This is a genomic window from Bacteroides acidifaciens (assembly GCF_903181435.1).
In the GTDB taxonomy this organism is placed as follows: Bacteria; Bacteroidota; Bacteroidia; order Bacteroidales; family Bacteroidaceae; genus Bacteroides.
In genome coordinates, this window is sequence record NZ_CAEUHO010000001.1 from 2,385,186 (window position 1) to 2,401,411 (window position 16,226).

Genomic DNA, 16,226 nt, shown 5'->3' on the forward strand with positions numbered 1-16,226 from the left:
CGAAATAAGGAATTCACCATCATCCTTATTATCCTAAAAGAAATTCTCGACCAGCACTGCCGAACAATTCGTTTTCTGACAGATATAAAAATTGGCAGTCCAATAAAGATCCTGTGGAGACGGACGGCGGATTTTCACTTTCCTGTTCAAGGCAGTTTACGACAGTTACCGGGCAATCCGTTTGCTATTCATTGAAGCATTGTTACCAACAAATACGCTCATCCATTTGCGGACATCCATTCAGCACCATTCCCCATCGCATTACAGTGGATTGATACCAATATAACATTCTTTGCCGAATGCATTGACACACTTCACATGTTCAGATAACGCCACATCATTTTCTTCCGGCACAATACGTGTAGTATCAACGCCTTCATTTTGTAATTCAGTACCACCCGATCTGCGATATCACAAGTATATGCATTCTCCTTCAAACGACTGTCAGACGAACATTTACCGAGAGTTTATTTCCATGTCCATTATCTATTAATATTTTCATATGTAAACAATTATTTACTTTATCTCCAATATTGCCTTATTCGTATTGCCAAATATCATCCATGGTAATGGGCACATAGGCACCATCTTTCATTTCTATGATAACAGAAGGTTCATGCACAACAAGAGTATGCCACATTCCAACGGGGACTTGAACACCATAAACACCTTTCGCGGGATTCAAATCATAACGACCGCATTCAACCCCTTTTTCATTATAGAAAAGTTCGGTGACATGCCCTCTAAGCAGAATTACAGTTTCACTAGTCGTTGTGTGACGATGAATGGGAACATGCGTTCCCGGTTGCAAGGCATTGAGCATACGTTGGGAAGTGTCTCCATCGCCATTACGCAAATCAAGATTGACACGACGTCTCTCATTAGTCTCAGCCTGAGACAACAACTCATCAAGTAATTGGTCATTAATTTCCATCATTCCTTTCGTTAGCTTTAGCACGAAGATACTCTTCGTGCAAATGATAATACTTCTTTTTGAACAATATATAGGCTACACAAAGCAATGCCAATACCACCACAAGATACAGATACTTGTTCACCGGCAGATAGATGGCACCCAAAGAAATTACCAACTGCAAAGCCATATAAATGGTGGACACTGTCACATGCTTAATATGCAGCTCATTAGCCATCAGTTGATAAGCATGTTTGCGATGGGGTTTACCAATATTCTCGTGCAGCATGATGCGGTGACAGATAGTAAGCACACTGTCCACACCATATACCATCAACAGCACTATAGCCCAATAGTTTCCACTCTGCAAAATATAAGAGCCCAGGAAATAGAGCAAAATAAATGCGATGGAGACACTACCTACATCACCGGCAAAGCATTTTGCCTTGGTACGGAAGTTGAACAGGCAGAACACCAATACACTCAACAAAGTCACAATAATGAAATTATTATCGGTGTATTCGTCCTCCATATTCAAGAGCAACAAGGGAATCAATACCGCCAATGAATAACCACCGGTGATACCATTTATACCGTCCATGAAGTTATACGCATTGATAATGCCGGTGCATACTATAAGTGCAATGATAACCACCCACCAATACTCAGGCAGTAAAATTCCCCACTGATAAAACATGAGTGTCATAGCAGCGAAATGTACAATCAGTCGAAATTTATTGGGTACCGAATGAATATCATCGGCAAAGCTGATGCCACCCAACATGGTGAGCCCCAACAGGAACCACGGACATGTGAAACCATAAAAGGCGGCATAAAGCCAGGCGCCAAACAAGAAAATAATACCACCGCCACGCAGCACTATAGAACTGTGCGACGAACGTAAATTAGGTTTATCTATAATGTTACACTTATCGGCAACCTTGAAATATGCCAATTCAAGAACAAGCAATAATACTGCTATCAACAGATATACGACCATATTTATATTTACAATAAGCACTCAATTTAAGGAATTCCCTATAATTAAAGGTTAAGGCACTATACTGCATCTCAAATCGAGTTATGTTAATAAATTAGTTTTGAAGTCAACATTAGTTCTTTTACCAAAGTAATGTATTTAGCGAAAAGAAAATAATAATAAAAATGATATAAGACTCAAGTTAACATTTGTCATTTTTTATAATTGCAATGCGTTTCTGTAAAAACTTAATTATATATAACCAAACAGATGAAGTCCTCAATGCATTAATTCTAAAACACAAATCGATTATCCACAAAATACAGAAAACACCCACATATTCTAAAAGTATTCCACATCTCTAAGATTTGAAATTTATAAGTTTCTGAATTTTATTATTTAAATAATCAATTACAAGAGCGGAAATATAACTACAAACCAATAAGACTGTAAAAATGAGTAACGGATTTTTAAAATTATAAATGAAATCATGAAATAAATAATAACAGAAATAAGTATGTACAAACCACATACTCGTTGACCGCCTTCCCATTTCATACAAAAAGCAATCCAACCATTTACCTCTACCTAGGCTCATAAATAATATGATAAAGATAGCTGCAAAAAATACATGGAAAAAACTAGTCGCAATGCACATGCGCATCAACATGAGCAATACAATGAGAGCCAATGCCACCTCTTTTTTTATTTTACATTTGTTGATAATATTATATTTCATCATTATTCCACCTAACAAAAAAGGAAAAAGAAGATTGAAATAAAGCACCAATATATAGCCCCCTTGATGTGTGTACAAATAAGAATCCCCCCAAAAATAGACCAATACATAGGTAAAAAAGTAAAGACTTCCTGCCAATAAAAAGAATGGAATCAATTTCACTTTATCCATCCAACGAAATAATTGAACAGAAGTCAATACCAACAACATATAAGGAAAAAGAAACCAAATCTCCCCATTATACCCAGTATACCATCCTGATACATTCTCTAAAATTTGTTTCCAACTACCTGGGTACACCTCGCTTCCATGTATCCACCAACCCAAAGGAACGAAAATGAGCAAAGTAAGCCAATAATGTACATACAACTTCCCTATTCTTCTCATAGAATCACGTTTCCCTAATTTATATGATGCATAGAGTCCGTAGCCACTCAACAATAAGAAAAAAGCGACTGGATTAGTGCAACGGGTAAACAAATAGACTAAAGGAGTATTTCCTACAGATAAATGGGTAACACACAAATCCACATTGCCTATTTGATTAAATAAATGCAGGTAAAGCATAAATAAAATAGCAATACCTTTCAAAATAGTTGTATCACGAACAGACATAACTTGTAAGCACTCAATTTAGGGCATTCCCTTTGAAAGAGCACATTACTGTGCCCTAAACCGAATTTTGTTAATTAATTAGTTTTGAATTTAACATTGGCTGGTAGCCAAAATGATTTTACCGGGAACCATGTTAACATAATCCCTGCACCCGTTAAAGATATTTTTGAAAAAAGTTCCGATGAAGTTCCAGATAGAACTGCCATGAAGCTTTACCGTTCCTATCACACTGTGATATGTTGCAGCCATCTCAGCACCGGCATCACTGCCATAATAAAGTGAATTGTTACACTGGGTAGTCAGCTTTCGAATGGTTCGCTCTGCCAAATTGTTGTCTATCGGGAGTTCACTGCCATCCAAGTAAGCAAAGATCTCTTTCCAGAACCGATTCAGATAATTAAGAGCCTTTTTTTTGACTGTTTACTACTTGCATCATATTATTTTAATGAGACTCTTATAAATCCTTTCATACCCATTCACCATATTGAGTATATCATATTTTTTTGCTCGTTCCATACATTGCCCTGCTATTTGATTATAGTAACTCTTATTTTCCATCAAGTATTTAATTTCTTTTGCCAACTGTTGTGCATTTCCATGTGAAAATAAAACTCCAGCACCATCTACTATTTCTCTCAGCCCATCTACATTACTAGCTATAAAAGGTCTTCCGACAGCCATTCCTTCAATACTAGATAAAGATAGACCTTCAAAATGAGAAGACATAACAACTATATCTGCCGTTTTTAAAATTTGAGGAATGTCGTTTCTCAGTCCTAAAAAACGAACATTATCTTTCAAATTCTTTTCTTCAACCAACTGTTCCAAAATTTGTCTTCGCTCTCCATCTCCCACCAGCCATAATTCATATGTATCTTTGGGCAAATATTGAAAAGATTTGATCAAAGTATCTTGATCTTTTTGATAACGAAATCCAGCCACCATTACTACTATAAACTTTCCGTCAGATTGTTGTTTCAAAGCAAATTCTGGCTTTGCATCCATAAAATTACGGATATTAACTCCATTATAAACAGTTGTTATATCAGTGCGATAATATTCTAAATACTTCTTCAAATTATTTTCCGCTGCATCAGAAATACAGATAACTGTCCGATATCGATTATACATCCAACGGTCTACTAATCGATACCATCTCCAATTGCGCCTGCGATTGGAGGTGTTATGTTCGGTGGTGACAAGCACCACCGAACATAACACACTTCCTATCGCTGCAAATAATTGCGGTGCAGTATTATGCGTATGAACAATATCATATTTCTTCAGAAAAGGAACCAATCTTAATATATGCAATGGATTATACACCGAATTACCTTTACCAAATTCATAGACACATATTCCATTATCCAACAAATTCTGTTTAAAAGCAGTTTCTACCCCATCAAACAAGAGTACATCTACTTGGTGACCTTTCTGTTGCAATAAGGGAGTAATTTCTATTATCAATTTTTCCGCCCCTCCAATATGCATGGAAGTTATAACCTGAAGTATCTTCATTTATCTAAACTTACTTTTCTTTTTATCATTCTATATAATAAATACCCAAATGGAATAGCCAATATAGTCATCCACGGCATTGGACTTTCTTTTATAAAATTTCTATTTTTACTAATTATAGAACTAGATACATAATGCACACATACTACAAACTTTCTCTTTAAGCTATGTGTTACCCGCATTTCAGTTTTTCTGAAAAAAGAAAATCCTTTGGGATTATGCCAGTAATGCTTATACATGTTAGCACTAGAACCATCATTTTGATAATCCACTATAACTAAAGCTTCATTCATTGTCAACAATTTATAGTCTAAATCTATTAACATGTATTTGTAAGCCAATCCGACATACTTTTCCCCCTCAAAAATCGGATATTCCGGGTACTTCCTTATCACTTCCGTACGATATACCAACTTTTTATCCCCCTTTCCTCCCAACTGATAAAAGTCTGAAAGAGTAACCGTTTTCATATCTACGGGAAAACTCGTTCCGATAATTCCTCCCTTATCTGCCTTATCTAGTCCTATAATCCCAGCATATTCATCCGAACCATATTTCCTCCAAAAAGCAACAATCTTTTCCACTGCGTCATTTGGCATATAATCATCCGAATCTATGCATGTATTCAATTCAGTATTCATATTTCGATATGCAGTATTGTGTGCTCCATGCATACCTTGATTCTGTTGGTAAATATAACGGATAGATATTTTATTTTCTTTTATCCATCCTTCCACCAATTCACAGGTATTATCTGTTGAACCATCATCAATTATCAACCAACAAAAATCCCTTGACGTCTGTCTACACAAACTTTCATACGTGCGCCCAATGGTATGTGCACGATTATAAGCAGGAGTAAATATTGTTAAAGTGACCGTTTCCATTCATTATCTACTGTTATACAATTATCAAAATCCAACGAAATTGTTTATTTTTCCCCATTTATCTTCTTTTACACCCTTCCAATTGTGCCAAGACCGAATTACACTAAAACCCGTTCTTTTATTTCTTAACTGTCAATTTTTCATACAATAGTCTCATTATAGACCTTATCCTTCCAAACAGTTTTTTCCAACAGGGTATATTATTTTTCTTTCTCAATATATATTTATAATAATCATAAAAAGCACCATAAATCTCATCTTCCTTTACATTACCCCCCCATTTTGTATTCTTTTTTCATAAACATTCTTTGGTGTAATACCCTTAATCCACCCTACTATTACCGAATCATTTAATGCCTGGTCAACCACATTCCGGCAAGCCTCCCCCTCTTGCTCTATTGCTTCAAAAATCAACCGACAGATTATATCAAAATAATACCGATTGGAATAAAATGAGCTCAATTCAAATTTCTCACCAAAGCAATCTTCCATTGCCCTATATATTTGAGGAACTATCAACATAGTTTCAGCTATATATTTAGTCGATAAACGTTCTTTCTCTGCATTCACATAATGATATAATGGAGTATGTATAAACATAATATTTCTTGCCTTGCTCATATATCGCATTAAAAAATCTTTATCTTCCCATTTTCTATATTTCTCATTAAGACGAATACCATACTTTTCTATTATCTCCCGTTTATAAAGTTTATTCCACAAAAACGGCAAAATGTCTTTATTACTTTTAGGACACAAATTCAACATTTCCGGGAAAATTTCTTTTTCTATATAGTTTTCGTCCAATACTATATATTGTGGATGTCCAACCGGCCACCAAGAATGTCCTGTTCCACTATACAAACCATAACAAATAACATCTACTCCTCCTGAAACTGTTTCAATTTGACACTTTAGCAGAGACAAGGCATCTCTCTCATAAAAATCGTCTGAATCACAAAATAGAAGATATTCTCCAGTTGCATAATGAATGCCAACATTTCTAGCAGCGGCTACCCCTCTGTTTTCTTGATGAATAGTTTGAATACGAGCATCCTGAGTACTATAAAGATCACACAACGCTCCTGAATTATCCGAAGACCCATCATCAACCAGTACCAATTGCCATGACTCATAACTTTGTCCTATAATACTTTCTATCGCTTTCTTCAAATACCCTTCGGCATTATACACAGGTATAATAATAGAAAAAGTCACTTGTTTACTCATATATCTTTTTAATTAAAACCCTCTTCCCAACCAATTCCTTATCTTGCAGATCAGCCAAAAGTTCCAATTACTTAAAATAAACCACAACCTTTCATTGCTAGACAACAACTTGATTTCTTTATTTGACAGTTTGTTAGATGCTACTACTTTATAAATATTTTCTTTCGCCCTTTTCCTTTCATCACCAAATAAAAATTTCAAAGTCATTTGTCCATTATATATACAAGAAGCAAATAGATTTTTTTTTGCTATGAAAGATAAAACTGGAAAATTCAGTTGGATGTAAAGTTGTCTCTGTTGTTTCGCCTCCAATGCATCCAACCGTTTAATATTATATCCTACTCCCATAATACTACTTTTTCTTTGGAAATAGAAGTACAAAGCAATCCCAAGTTTTGTAATATGTTTTGCCCGCCCAAATACTTGATAAGTCCAAAACTCATCTTCATTGGTTCTCCCTTTTTCAAAATAAATATCAGATATGCAATTTCGTTTATAAAGTTTATTCCATACATATTGATGAAACACCTTATCTTGAATCAATAATCCCAGTGCTTCTTGTGTATGATAACATATAGTCGTATTTTCGCATTCGCAAAATTCAACATTTCCAGTTGTTCGAATAATCTCACATTCGCAAATATCGCTTCCGGTATTTATCAATGCAAGATACAATTTTTCCAAATAATCTTTTGCCACCCAATCGTCACTATCCACAAAGGCAACATATTCCCCTGTCGCAATTTGCAATCCAGCATTTCTTGCATCAGAAAGCCCCCCATTCTGTTTGTGTACCACTCGAACACGACTATCGCACTTCTTATATTCATCACAAATTTCCCCACATCGATCTGGCGATCCATCATCCACCAAAATCACCTCTAAATCCTTATAAGTCTGAGACAATATCGAATCTACACATCGTCGCAAATACTTTTCTACCTTATATATAGGCACAATAACGCTAATTATTACCATTCCTATTCTATATTATCCAAGCAGATGATTATACAAATATGACAAAGAAGATTCTCTTTCTTTCGCCAATATATCCCGAATATTTGTTAGATCCATTTTAGCTTCCAATATTTCAGGCAACTTACTCAAACATGTCACCTTCCTTTCTGTCAACTGAAAAAGTTCTAACAAATCACCTAATTTCTGTTTATTACTTTCTCTAATTATAGTAGCAAAAGGTATCTGATATTTAATGGAAAATACCGTTCCATGAAATGTATCAGTCACTACATAAGCTGCATTTTTCACATAAGCCAACACTTCCAAAGGTTTAGCTAATATGTATTCGTCACAAAAGGGCTGATAAAATCCCAATGCTATCACTTTCAAATTCTTACTCTTCGCAAAAGCACGAATTTCCTTAGCCTCTTCTTTGGTTATACGATCTGCATATGCATATACAATAAGGTAATCTTTTCGATCTACAACCATTGTATCCACTTCCCCAAAGTCATATAGCAACACCGGATCAATATGACGACAAGGTATTTGTCCACATAAAGCTGCCACCACGTTTTGTGAATTTGTATCTCTTACAGATAAAGCATCAAAACATGAGAGATCACCCGCAATATCATTAATAATATGATATTTTTCCAATTTCTCTAACGTTGTTGTACCAAACGAAGCTGCATAACTTATAAGTTTTTTTGCACGATTGTCTTTGCCAAACAATTGTCTGCTATACCCTACCAGCGTTCCTTTTTGGGTACAATTAAAAACCTCATCGCTACCAATAACCAACACATCCAATTCAGGACAATATACTTTTGCCTTTTTTACTCCGATAGTAGGCAAAAAAGTTTCATTATAAGCCTTACTAAATTCTGAAAATGTTCGGTTAAGTAACTTTTGTTGATTACGATATCGTCTGTACTTAGGAGATAACATCTTTAAAATTTTAAGTAAATACATTTTTACATTAAAATCCATCTTTTTTTCATCATTTTTAATCAATGAAGGCTCTATCTCATAATCAACAAATTCAACCTGCCGGTTCTCTCCTTGCAAAACATCCTCAATTTGTCGCTTTAATGCATATGCTTGAAGAAATGAACCATAATTCACAACCCGCTGCATCGACATAATTCCTATTTTCATAATTCCTATCTTCTATATTTTTTAATGAATATTCCAACAACGCCTCGTACCATTCTTCTTAACCGCCTTTTTAGCAACCTCCTACTCTCTTTCTTCATTTCTTCATTCAAACATCTTTTCACTGCCACCTCAAAGCCATGTGTTTTATAGAGACTTTCAAACGCCTTCCTTTTAGGATGAATCTCTGTAGGAGCCTTCAATTGCGCATTTCCTTTAACAGCCTCCCATACAGGACGCTCTTCCATAAACAATCGCCTTTTACACTTCTCTACAAAACTTCTTCCATACTCTGTATTTACCAATACTGCTGATACAGCTCCCATATAAGGATGATCGAAAGGTAATTCCAATCCCAATCCCCAAAAGTCACAAATTGTAATATCCGACACTCTTTCCGGCTTCGCATAACTACAATAATAACAAGAATCACGATAGTTTAACCCCTCTAAAAAAGCAGCTAAATAAGTATCCTCACGCCCTATCCTCCGATAAATATCAGTCCCTGCAGCATCACTCAAATCAAACAAAAACTCATTTTCCATCCTAAATTTTAACTTTGAGGCTTTATTCTCCTTATCTATGCTAAAAATATGATTTCGCAAATTCTCATGCGAAGGGGTACCGTGACAAACAATATCCACTGTAAGTAGATTACAATAATGCTTTCCCAAAAATCCCAATAATCCAGCCACTTTACAAGGTAAAGAAATAAAAAGAACTTTCTTGTTACACTTTAAGAGCTTTTCAATTTCAGCATAAACCGTCCCCATCTCAGAATACACATACTTAGACTGCTTAAAACGACTAACAGCCGCCATCGAATCCGTCAATGTATGGACTACGTGAAAATCCTCACGATATTCAACACCGCAAATCCAAAAATCATCATGTAAAGCTTGATAATAAAATTCAGCAGCTGCCCCACCTGACGCACTAGATTTATGATTTTCCTTATCCATACTCCACGCTGCATAGGATTTGCTAACAGAATGAAATGTTAACGGTACAATTTCCGGACATGTTCGTCTGCATTTTCCACACTCGATACATTGTTCCCCAATAATCTTCGGATACAAATGTCCCAACTTTCCTTTGACAATATCAATACATTGTCGAGGACAAGCAGATACACATGCCATACATCCTGTGCAATTTAATTTATCCACCAACTCCATACTGTCATTTTATTTCGGAAAAACTATTAGCTGCAAACAACAATTCCCCATCCTTATATATCTCTCTTTGAGGTATTAAATCCGGTACACAACCATCAGCTGCATATTGTGAATACACAACTGTTCCGCTGATATCATTATATTTTTTATGAACAGTAAACAGCACCTTAGGATAAGGTATTGTTTTCCAAGCTTCAAACACGGAATCATCAAATCCATTTCGATCTGTAGAAAGTACCAAGACTCTATCATAATTTATCCGAGCTTTACGTCTATTCCATGCCTCTTTAGCTTCACTACATGAACGATAATGCATAAAATCAATCCGGATATCTCCTCCTAAAATTCCAATTGGATATTCTTCTCCCCATGACATTACCAATTCCGCAGCCATATATTTCTCCAAATTCAACACTAACTTAACAAAATCTGGTTGACGTATAAACAAATTAATGGTTGGAGAAAGAAATTCCATATTCATGTCATGATAAAAAGTACCACCAATACAATTCTGTGATATAATCGTGATATTTTTAGCACGACATTTCTTACGCAATGACTGTATATTACGTTCCAATCCCATCCGTTGCAATCTACCTCTCAAACGTGGAAGCAATTGCCCCCATTTACGTTTCATTTCTATCACTCGTTCTTTAAACAATATTATTTGTTGTTTCCTATAATACAGTTTCGCTTTCCCATCCTGCATTACATATTCAATCCTCCTGATTTTCTCCGCAACACCTATATTCCTATTATGACATACTTGATATACAAAATTATTTTTAGTAGCTTGTACAGTATTTTTATATTGTTCACAAACCCGTAAATTATTTTCTCCGCTTATTTTCAATAGTTTTTCAAAACGTTTATATTCATACCCCTCCTGTGAGGCACCAAAATTGCTCATCAATGATATGCTATGTGCTCGAATGTAATAATAAAGCGGTTCATTTATAACTACACACTGTTTACATTTCATAGCCTCCATATAATCCAGTACAAACTGGAAGTCCTCTCCCATACTCTGTTTTTCGTCAAAACGAAGCTGATTTTTTTCTATTATATCTCTACGAAAAATCTTATTCCAAAGTTGTTGAAGATGGAACTTTTTGAGCAATTCAAAAAAAGATTCTCCATCAACAAAAGAAATCTGACCTTCCTCCACATTCCACAAATAATCCTTACGACAATTATTCACTTCATCACGAAATTGTAATCCGCATATTGCCAATGCTTCCGGATACTTCTCAGCAATATACAATAACTTTGTCACATATTCTTTTGATACCCAATCATCGCTATCTACAAACATTACATATTTGCTTTCTATTTCCGCGATTCCGCGATTCCTTGTAAAAGAGACTCCAGCATTTTCCTTATTCCGGAAACTACGAACATTTTTATATTGCCGAGAAAGTTTTTGACACACATTCCAACTATTATCTTTTGAGCAATCATCAACCAAGATAATATTTATATTATCCAAAGCTCCATAAAGAATTGATTCAACACATCTTACAATCGTTTTCTCTGCATTATACACAGGAATGACAATACTAACCAAGCTATTCATCACAATTTTATTTATCTCACTTTAATTTACGAGCTGGCACACCCCCTACAACAGCTCCATTTTCTACATCCCTAATCACAACAGCATTGGCTGCTATTACTACATTATTGCCAATCTTAATACTTCCCAAAACTTTAGCTCCACAAGTAATCATTACATTATCACCTATAATAGGCGGTCGGCCACTTCCATTAAAACCTATTGTAACTTGCTGATTTATCCAACAGTTTTCTCCTATAGACTCTGCTGAAATCATCGTTGAAAAGCCATGCTGAATATACAATCCTCCCCCTATTTCCTTTGCTTGAATATACAATGTATCAACAGGACGATACCATAGCATCACCCAAATACAAAATATACGTCTAAATCTATTTCGATAAATAAAAAGATTTCTATACTCTTGCCATTCACCTAATAATTGAGCTAAAACTATCCAATCACTTCCATCGATATGACAAATATATTTCCATCTTTTTAAATCGGCCATAAAAAGTTTATCCGACCATTTTACTATTGGTAAAATAGGTAATATTCTTATTGCACAAAAAAACAATTTTATCTTTTTCATCAATAATCACTCAAAATAAGACTCATAATCTTTATCTGATATATCCATCTGCTTTTTCTTCAATATCTTCTTAGATTTTTTATACATCAAACCAATCAATTGAATCCATAAATTCAATCCTATCTTGCATTTCTTTCCTTTTCGAAAATACTCTCGTAACAAATATTTAGTATACTCTATACTTTCATACGTAGCTGAATGATCTTTAGAAAGAATAATCAACATATTTAAAAAATGAAAATCAAAATCATGCTTTAATTCCGGAAACTTAGCTATAATCTTCATTCTGCGTTTTTGCAAATAATCCAATTTATCCAGCACAATCTGTTGTTGTGAACTCTCCGCAAGCATAACACTGGATTTTCTTTTACGATAGTTATACATAACTTTTGGAGAAACTACAATCCTATGAGCGTTCATCATTCCTTGATAAGTAAAATACTCATCATCTATTTTATGTCCTTCCTCAAATAAAATATTATTAAACAATCTACGTTCATAAAGTTTGTTCCATAGCAAACCGCAAGTCCAATCTATTGTAAATCTTCTAAGATATTCTACTGTAGAATATATCCTCCGGTCAGAGTCATTATTAGGTATTTCAGAAAATCCGACATAAACATTTCGAAAATTACACTGAATAACATCTGCATCACAGCTTTCTAACTGCGAAACCATATATGCATATGCATCCGGTTCAAGATAATCATCACTATCTACAAATGTGAGATATTTCCCCCTTGCCAACCGCAACCCTGCATTCTTAGCACTTGCAGCTCCACTATTTTTCTGATGAATGACTATAATACGATTGTCATATTGAGCATATTGTTCACAAATGTCACCGGAAGCATCTGTTGATCCGTCATCAACCAGAATAATCTCCAAATCTCTATATGTTTGTTCTAATATACTTTCCAAACATTGTGGTAAATATCGCTCAATATTATATACAGGTACTATAATTGAAATTATTTTATTTTCCTGCATACTTCAAAATAAATATTTTCACATTGTGCATAAATTCCAACATTCTTTCTCCAATAGAAAGATGTAATGCCTTATGATCTATCTTTTCAATCAATTTATCAAAAGGCATATGTTCTAAATGTTTAAAAAAATAGGATCTAAATTCGCCTATTTCAGCAGAATTCATCAAGCAATAATTCCCTTTCAACACCTCTTTCAATTCTCTTTGTTCTATATAGAGTTTATCAGACATCCAACTAAGCAGCTCTCTACCTTTATTCGAATTTACCAATAAAACAGATGTCCCCATATCATTATCAAGTTCTTTTTTATAATTTCCAATTCCCCAGAAATCCCCTAAGGATATATCTGATAAACGTGGAATTTTCTTAAAATGGCATTCATGACATGAAGGTCGCAAATACAGATTATGTTTTAAATAACCTCGCATATAATAATCATCATAGCGATCTTTCTGATACATATTTCCATTAGCGAACAAAAGGTGTGTACTAAATCGATTCCAGCCGTAAGTTTTATTTTTAAAATGCACTTTAACCACTGATGTTCCATTTATCTCAGCCATATCTTTCAAAAATTTGCGATAAACTTTTGGACTTATAACTCCTCGGCAAATAAAATCACAACAATAAAGATTCTCATATTGATTACCTAAATAATTTTGCAATCCGGACGATTGACAAGGAGTTCCACAGAACAACACTTTTTTTCCAGTTCGCAAAATATCTTTTATTCTTCTAAATATATTATCCAAGTTACTTTGTGCATACTTAGACTGCCTTAGTCGTACAATATCCCGTTCTTCATTAATTATCACATGACGAATCTCAAAATCGTCACCATATTCCGCTCCTACAACAACTCCTCCATGTTTAAGGAAAGTTTCCGCCAATGCAGAAAATATCCCTCCAGAAGTACTATCAATTCTTACTTTTTGATCAAGATTCCATGCAGAGTAAACAACCGGATTATTATATAAATTTATTTTTCCCTCAGAAAGCACAGGACAAACCTTTATGCATTTTCCACACTGTATACACTGTGCATAATCAACCACCGGATAAGAAAAACCTTCATTATCTGCTTCCATACTTATCACAGATTTTGGACACACACATTTACAAGCTGTACAACCGGTACAATGACTTCCTATTTTTTTATCTATCATATCAATTTCTCTTACGCCCAATACGTTCCAACCACAGGCACTTTTCTTAACAACCAAACAATTCCTGCCCCAATCACAAATACAAGTATCGCCACTACTGGCACTGATATAATTGGATGCGTCAATTGTATATTAATTCCCAATGAATACAACACCTTTAATAATAAAACGTGAATTAAATAAATACCAAAAGTAAGCTTAGACAAGTTGACTATAATTTTTTCATATCTAAAAATGAAAGGCATTTTTGAAATTTTCTCTTTAAAAAAGAAAAGAACGCCAACACTCATTAACACGATGTTTGGATATTCATATGGTAACACTCCCAATGAAGTCCCATGCTGCCAACTATAAACAATTGTTCCATAAAGAGTAAATATAAAGCTCAAAATTGAGCTAAAATATATAATTTTCTTTCTCTTCGACAAACAATCACATTGTTGAATATAAAATCCTAATATGAAATAAAGTGTCCACCCACCAAAAAATTGCAAATCCATATAGCTATAAATACTTTCAACAATCGTAGAAATAAATTTAATATTCAATTTCACGATAAAAGGTATAATAGAGGTAAATAGAAACAACACATTCAACCAATAAACAATCCACTTTTTATCCGCTTTCTTGATCACAATAGCCAACAATGGCGATGCAAGATAAAGTCCTGACAACATTAAAAGATACCACATATGCAATTCCCCACTAAAACATCCGTCTATAAATGTCTTCAATTTTGTTGGTGCATAAACAATATCTAAAAAATAAACATTATAAAATGAATATACACATGACCAGGCAATATATGCCCCTAACATCCGCAATACACGATGTTTTAACAATTTTGAAATTGAGATTTCATCGCCATGAGGCAAAATCATCATTCCACTTAGCATTACAAATGTTGGAACTGCCCATCTGGACATTACTCCCCAAAAGTTTATAGCTTGAAACTCAAAAGTAGTATGTGACCATAATTTCCCTTGGTCAAACACAGCCACATGAATCATTATAACACCCAAACATGCGACAATTCGCATTAAATCATATTCTATATACCTTTTCATACTTTTTTTACTTCCAATGAATACCCTCTTTAAGTACTATTGCCGGCACACCAGCCACAACTGTATTTGATGGTACATCTTTAGTCACAACAGCCCCTGCTCCAATTACTGCATTATCTCCAATTGATACTCCTTTCAATATCATAGCATTAGCTCCAATCCATACATGATTGCCTATTATGACTGGGGAAGTTATCGTGTTTTTTTTTCCATCATTATAAAACAGTTCATGGGCATCATAATCCATAATTATAACATTACGTCCTATGGCACATTGATTTCCAATTGAAATATGATTCATACAACGAATCTGTGCTCCAGCATTTATATATCCATATCCCAATTCCAATTTTGCATTTTGATAAACACAAACCTCTGCTCCATAATAGACTTTGAAATGTCCAACTAATGATAGCTTTGATTTTTTTTCCAAAATAAGCACCGACTTTTTACCAGAATTTCTTGGATATCCCTCATTTAAAGTCATCGTTCCTTCAAGTTTTATAACCGCAGATTTATCAATATGGACAGCAGGTGAAAACAGATTACGAATTCTACTTTGATATGATACAAATTGATTTTCTTTTCGTAACCAATTTATTTGTATATACTTTAAAGTTCCACAAACTATCAAATCATTATAAAGTGCTCGCAAATAATTTACAAGTTCTCTCATCGTT

General features: G+C 34.5%; 15 protein-coding genes and 2 pseudogenes. All 17 read right to left on the reverse strand.

What is annotated here, in order from left to right; all coding sequences use genetic code 11:
• Positions 1-538: 538 nt before the first annotated feature.
• Positions 539-934 (reverse strand): WbuC family cupin fold metalloprotein, encoded by a 396-nt coding sequence (locus CLIN57ABFB40_RS10060; RefSeq protein WP_175630366.1) that lies wholly within the window; start codon positions 932-934, stop codon positions 539-541.
• Positions 924-1,913, reverse strand: a complete 990-nt coding sequence (locus CLIN57ABFB40_RS10065; protein WP_175629932.1) for an MraY family glycosyltransferase — start codon at positions 1,911-1,913, stop codon at positions 924-926. The genes CLIN57ABFB40_RS10060 and CLIN57ABFB40_RS10065 overlap by 11 nt, the downstream gene beginning before the upstream one ends.
• Before the next feature lie 340 nt (positions 1,914-2,253).
• Positions 2,254-3,246 carry an acyltransferase family protein gene (locus tag CLIN57ABFB40_RS10070; RefSeq protein WP_175629933.1) on the reverse strand — a complete coding sequence of 331 codons (993 nt, stop codon included), beginning with the start codon at positions 3,244-3,246 and terminating at the stop codon, positions 2,254-2,256.
• Between the two features lie 90 nt (positions 3,247-3,336).
• Positions 3,337-3,657: pseudogene (locus CLIN57ABFB40_RS10075) on the reverse strand (IS66 family transposase); the annotation flags it as partial.
• A gap of 21 nt (positions 3,658-3,678) precedes the next feature.
• Positions 3,679-4,764 carry a glycosyltransferase gene (locus CLIN57ABFB40_RS10080; protein ID WP_175629934.1) on the reverse strand — a complete coding sequence of 362 codons (1,086 nt, stop codon included), beginning with the start codon at positions 4,762-4,764 and terminating at the stop codon, positions 3,679-3,681.
• Positions 4,761-5,651 (reverse strand): glycosyltransferase family 2 protein, encoded by an 891-nt coding sequence (locus CLIN57ABFB40_RS10085; protein WP_175629935.1) that lies wholly within the window; start codon positions 5,649-5,651, stop codon positions 4,761-4,763. Before CLIN57ABFB40_RS10085 ends, CLIN57ABFB40_RS10080 begins: the two co-directional genes overlap by 4 nt.
• A 264-nt stretch (positions 5,652-5,915) precedes the next feature.
• A complete protein-coding gene (locus CLIN57ABFB40_RS10090) occupies positions 5,916-6,881 on the reverse strand; it encodes a glycosyltransferase family 2 protein (protein ID WP_175629936.1) in 966 nt (321 codons plus the stop codon).
• Positions 6,882-6,893: 12 nt separating this feature from the next.
• Complete coding sequence (locus CLIN57ABFB40_RS10095; RefSeq protein WP_175629937.1) at positions 6,894-7,859, reverse strand: glycosyltransferase family 2 protein; 966 nt, start codon at positions 7,857-7,859, stop codon at positions 6,894-6,896.
• A 12-nt stretch (positions 7,860-7,871) separates the two neighbouring features.
• Positions 7,872-8,999, reverse strand: a complete 1,128-nt coding sequence (locus CLIN57ABFB40_RS10100; RefSeq protein ID WP_175629938.1) for a polysaccharide pyruvyl transferase family protein — start codon at positions 8,997-8,999, stop codon at positions 7,872-7,874.
• Between the two features lie 5 nt (positions 9,000-9,004).
• Positions 9,005-9,958 (reverse strand): Coenzyme F420 hydrogenase/dehydrogenase, beta subunit C-terminal domain, encoded by a 954-nt coding sequence (locus tag CLIN57ABFB40_RS10105; protein ID WP_175628354.1) that lies wholly within the window; start codon positions 9,956-9,958, stop codon positions 9,005-9,007.
• Positions 9,959-10,012: 54 nt separating this feature from the next.
• A pseudogene (locus CLIN57ABFB40_RS20605) lies at positions 10,013-10,174 on the reverse strand (4Fe-4S binding protein); the annotation flags it as partial.
• 4 nt (positions 10,175-10,178) lie between these two features.
• Positions 10,179-11,750 carry a DUF1919 domain-containing protein gene (locus CLIN57ABFB40_RS10115; RefSeq protein WP_175629939.1) on the reverse strand — a complete coding sequence of 524 codons (1,572 nt, stop codon included), beginning with the start codon at positions 11,748-11,750 and terminating at the stop codon, positions 10,179-10,181.
• A gap of 16 nt (positions 11,751-11,766) precedes the next feature.
• Positions 11,767-12,321: a serine acetyltransferase gene (locus tag CLIN57ABFB40_RS20255; RefSeq protein ID WP_254871734.1), complete on the reverse strand. Its 555-nt coding sequence runs from the start codon at positions 12,319-12,321 to the stop codon at positions 11,767-11,769.
• Positions 12,322-12,327: 6 nt separating this feature from the next.
• Complete coding sequence (locus tag CLIN57ABFB40_RS10125; RefSeq protein WP_175629940.1) at positions 12,328-13,311, reverse strand: glycosyltransferase family 2 protein; 984 nt, start codon at positions 13,309-13,311, stop codon at positions 12,328-12,330.
• A complete protein-coding gene (locus CLIN57ABFB40_RS10130) occupies positions 13,298-14,479 on the reverse strand; it encodes a Coenzyme F420 hydrogenase/dehydrogenase, beta subunit C-terminal domain (protein WP_175629941.1) in 1,182 nt (393 codons plus the stop codon). Before CLIN57ABFB40_RS10130 ends, CLIN57ABFB40_RS10125 begins: the two co-directional genes overlap by 14 nt.
• Before the next feature lie 11 nt (positions 14,480-14,490).
• Entirely contained in the window at positions 14,491-15,546 is a 1,056-nt protein-coding gene (locus CLIN57ABFB40_RS10135; protein WP_175629942.1) for an acyltransferase, read from the reverse strand.
• A 7-nt stretch (positions 15,547-15,553) separates the two neighbouring features.
• Positions 15,554-16,222, reverse strand: coding sequence for an acyltransferase (locus CLIN57ABFB40_RS20510; RefSeq protein ID WP_303876446.1), 669 nt, complete (start codon positions 16,220-16,222; stop codon positions 15,554-15,556).
• Positions 16,223-16,226 lie beyond the last annotated feature (4 nt).

Coding starts and splice junctions, on each gene's coding strand:
- CLIN57ABFB40_RS10105 (WP_175628354.1), bottom strand. CDS start 9,958: ATGGATAAGGAAAATCATAAATCTAGTGCGTCAGGTGGGGCAGCTGCT.
- CLIN57ABFB40_RS10130 (WP_175629941.1), bottom strand. CDS start 14,479: ATGATAGATAAAAAAATAGGAAGTCATTGTACCGGTTGTACAGCTTGT.
- CLIN57ABFB40_RS20255 (WP_254871734.1), bottom strand. CDS start 12,321: ATGAAAAAGATAAAATTGTTTTTTTGTGCAATAAGAATATTACCTATT.
- CLIN57ABFB40_RS10115 (WP_175629939.1), bottom strand. CDS start 11,750: ATGAATAGCTTGGTTAGTATTGTCATTCCTGTGTATAATGCAGAGAAA.
- CLIN57ABFB40_RS10095 (WP_175629937.1), bottom strand. CDS start 7,859: ATGGTAATAATTAGCGTTATTGTGCCTATATATAAGGTAGAAAAGTAT.
- CLIN57ABFB40_RS10135 (WP_175629942.1), bottom strand. CDS start 15,546: ATGAAAAGGTATATAGAATATGATTTAATGCGAATTGTCGCATGTTTG.
- CLIN57ABFB40_RS10060 (WP_175630366.1), bottom strand. CDS start 934: ATGGAAATTAATGACCAATTACTTGATGAGTTGTTGTCTCAGGCTGAG.
- CLIN57ABFB40_RS10100 (WP_175629938.1), bottom strand. CDS start 8,999: ATGAAAATAGGAATTATGTCGATGCAGCGGGTTGTGAATTATGGTTCA.
- CLIN57ABFB40_RS10080 (WP_175629934.1), bottom strand. CDS start 4,764: ATGAAGATACTTCAGGTTATAACTTCCATGCATATTGGAGGGGCGGAA.
- CLIN57ABFB40_RS10090 (WP_175629936.1), bottom strand. CDS start 6,881: ATGAGTAAACAAGTGACTTTTTCTATTATTATACCTGTGTATAATGCC.
- CLIN57ABFB40_RS10065 (WP_175629932.1), bottom strand. CDS start 1,913: ATGGTCGTATATCTGTTGATAGCAGTATTATTGCTTGTTCTTGAATTG.
- CLIN57ABFB40_RS10125 (WP_175629940.1), bottom strand. CDS start 13,311: ATGCAGGAAAATAAAATAATTTCAATTATAGTACCTGTATATAATATT.
- CLIN57ABFB40_RS20510 (WP_303876446.1), bottom strand. CDS start 16,222: ATGAGAGAACTTGTAAATTATTTGCGAGCACTTTATAATGATTTGATA.
- CLIN57ABFB40_RS10085 (WP_175629935.1), bottom strand. CDS start 5,651: ATGGAAACGGTCACTTTAACAATATTTACTCCTGCTTATAATCGTGCA.
- CLIN57ABFB40_RS10070 (WP_175629933.1), bottom strand. CDS start 3,246: ATGTCTGTTCGTGATACAACTATTTTGAAAGGTATTGCTATTTTATTT.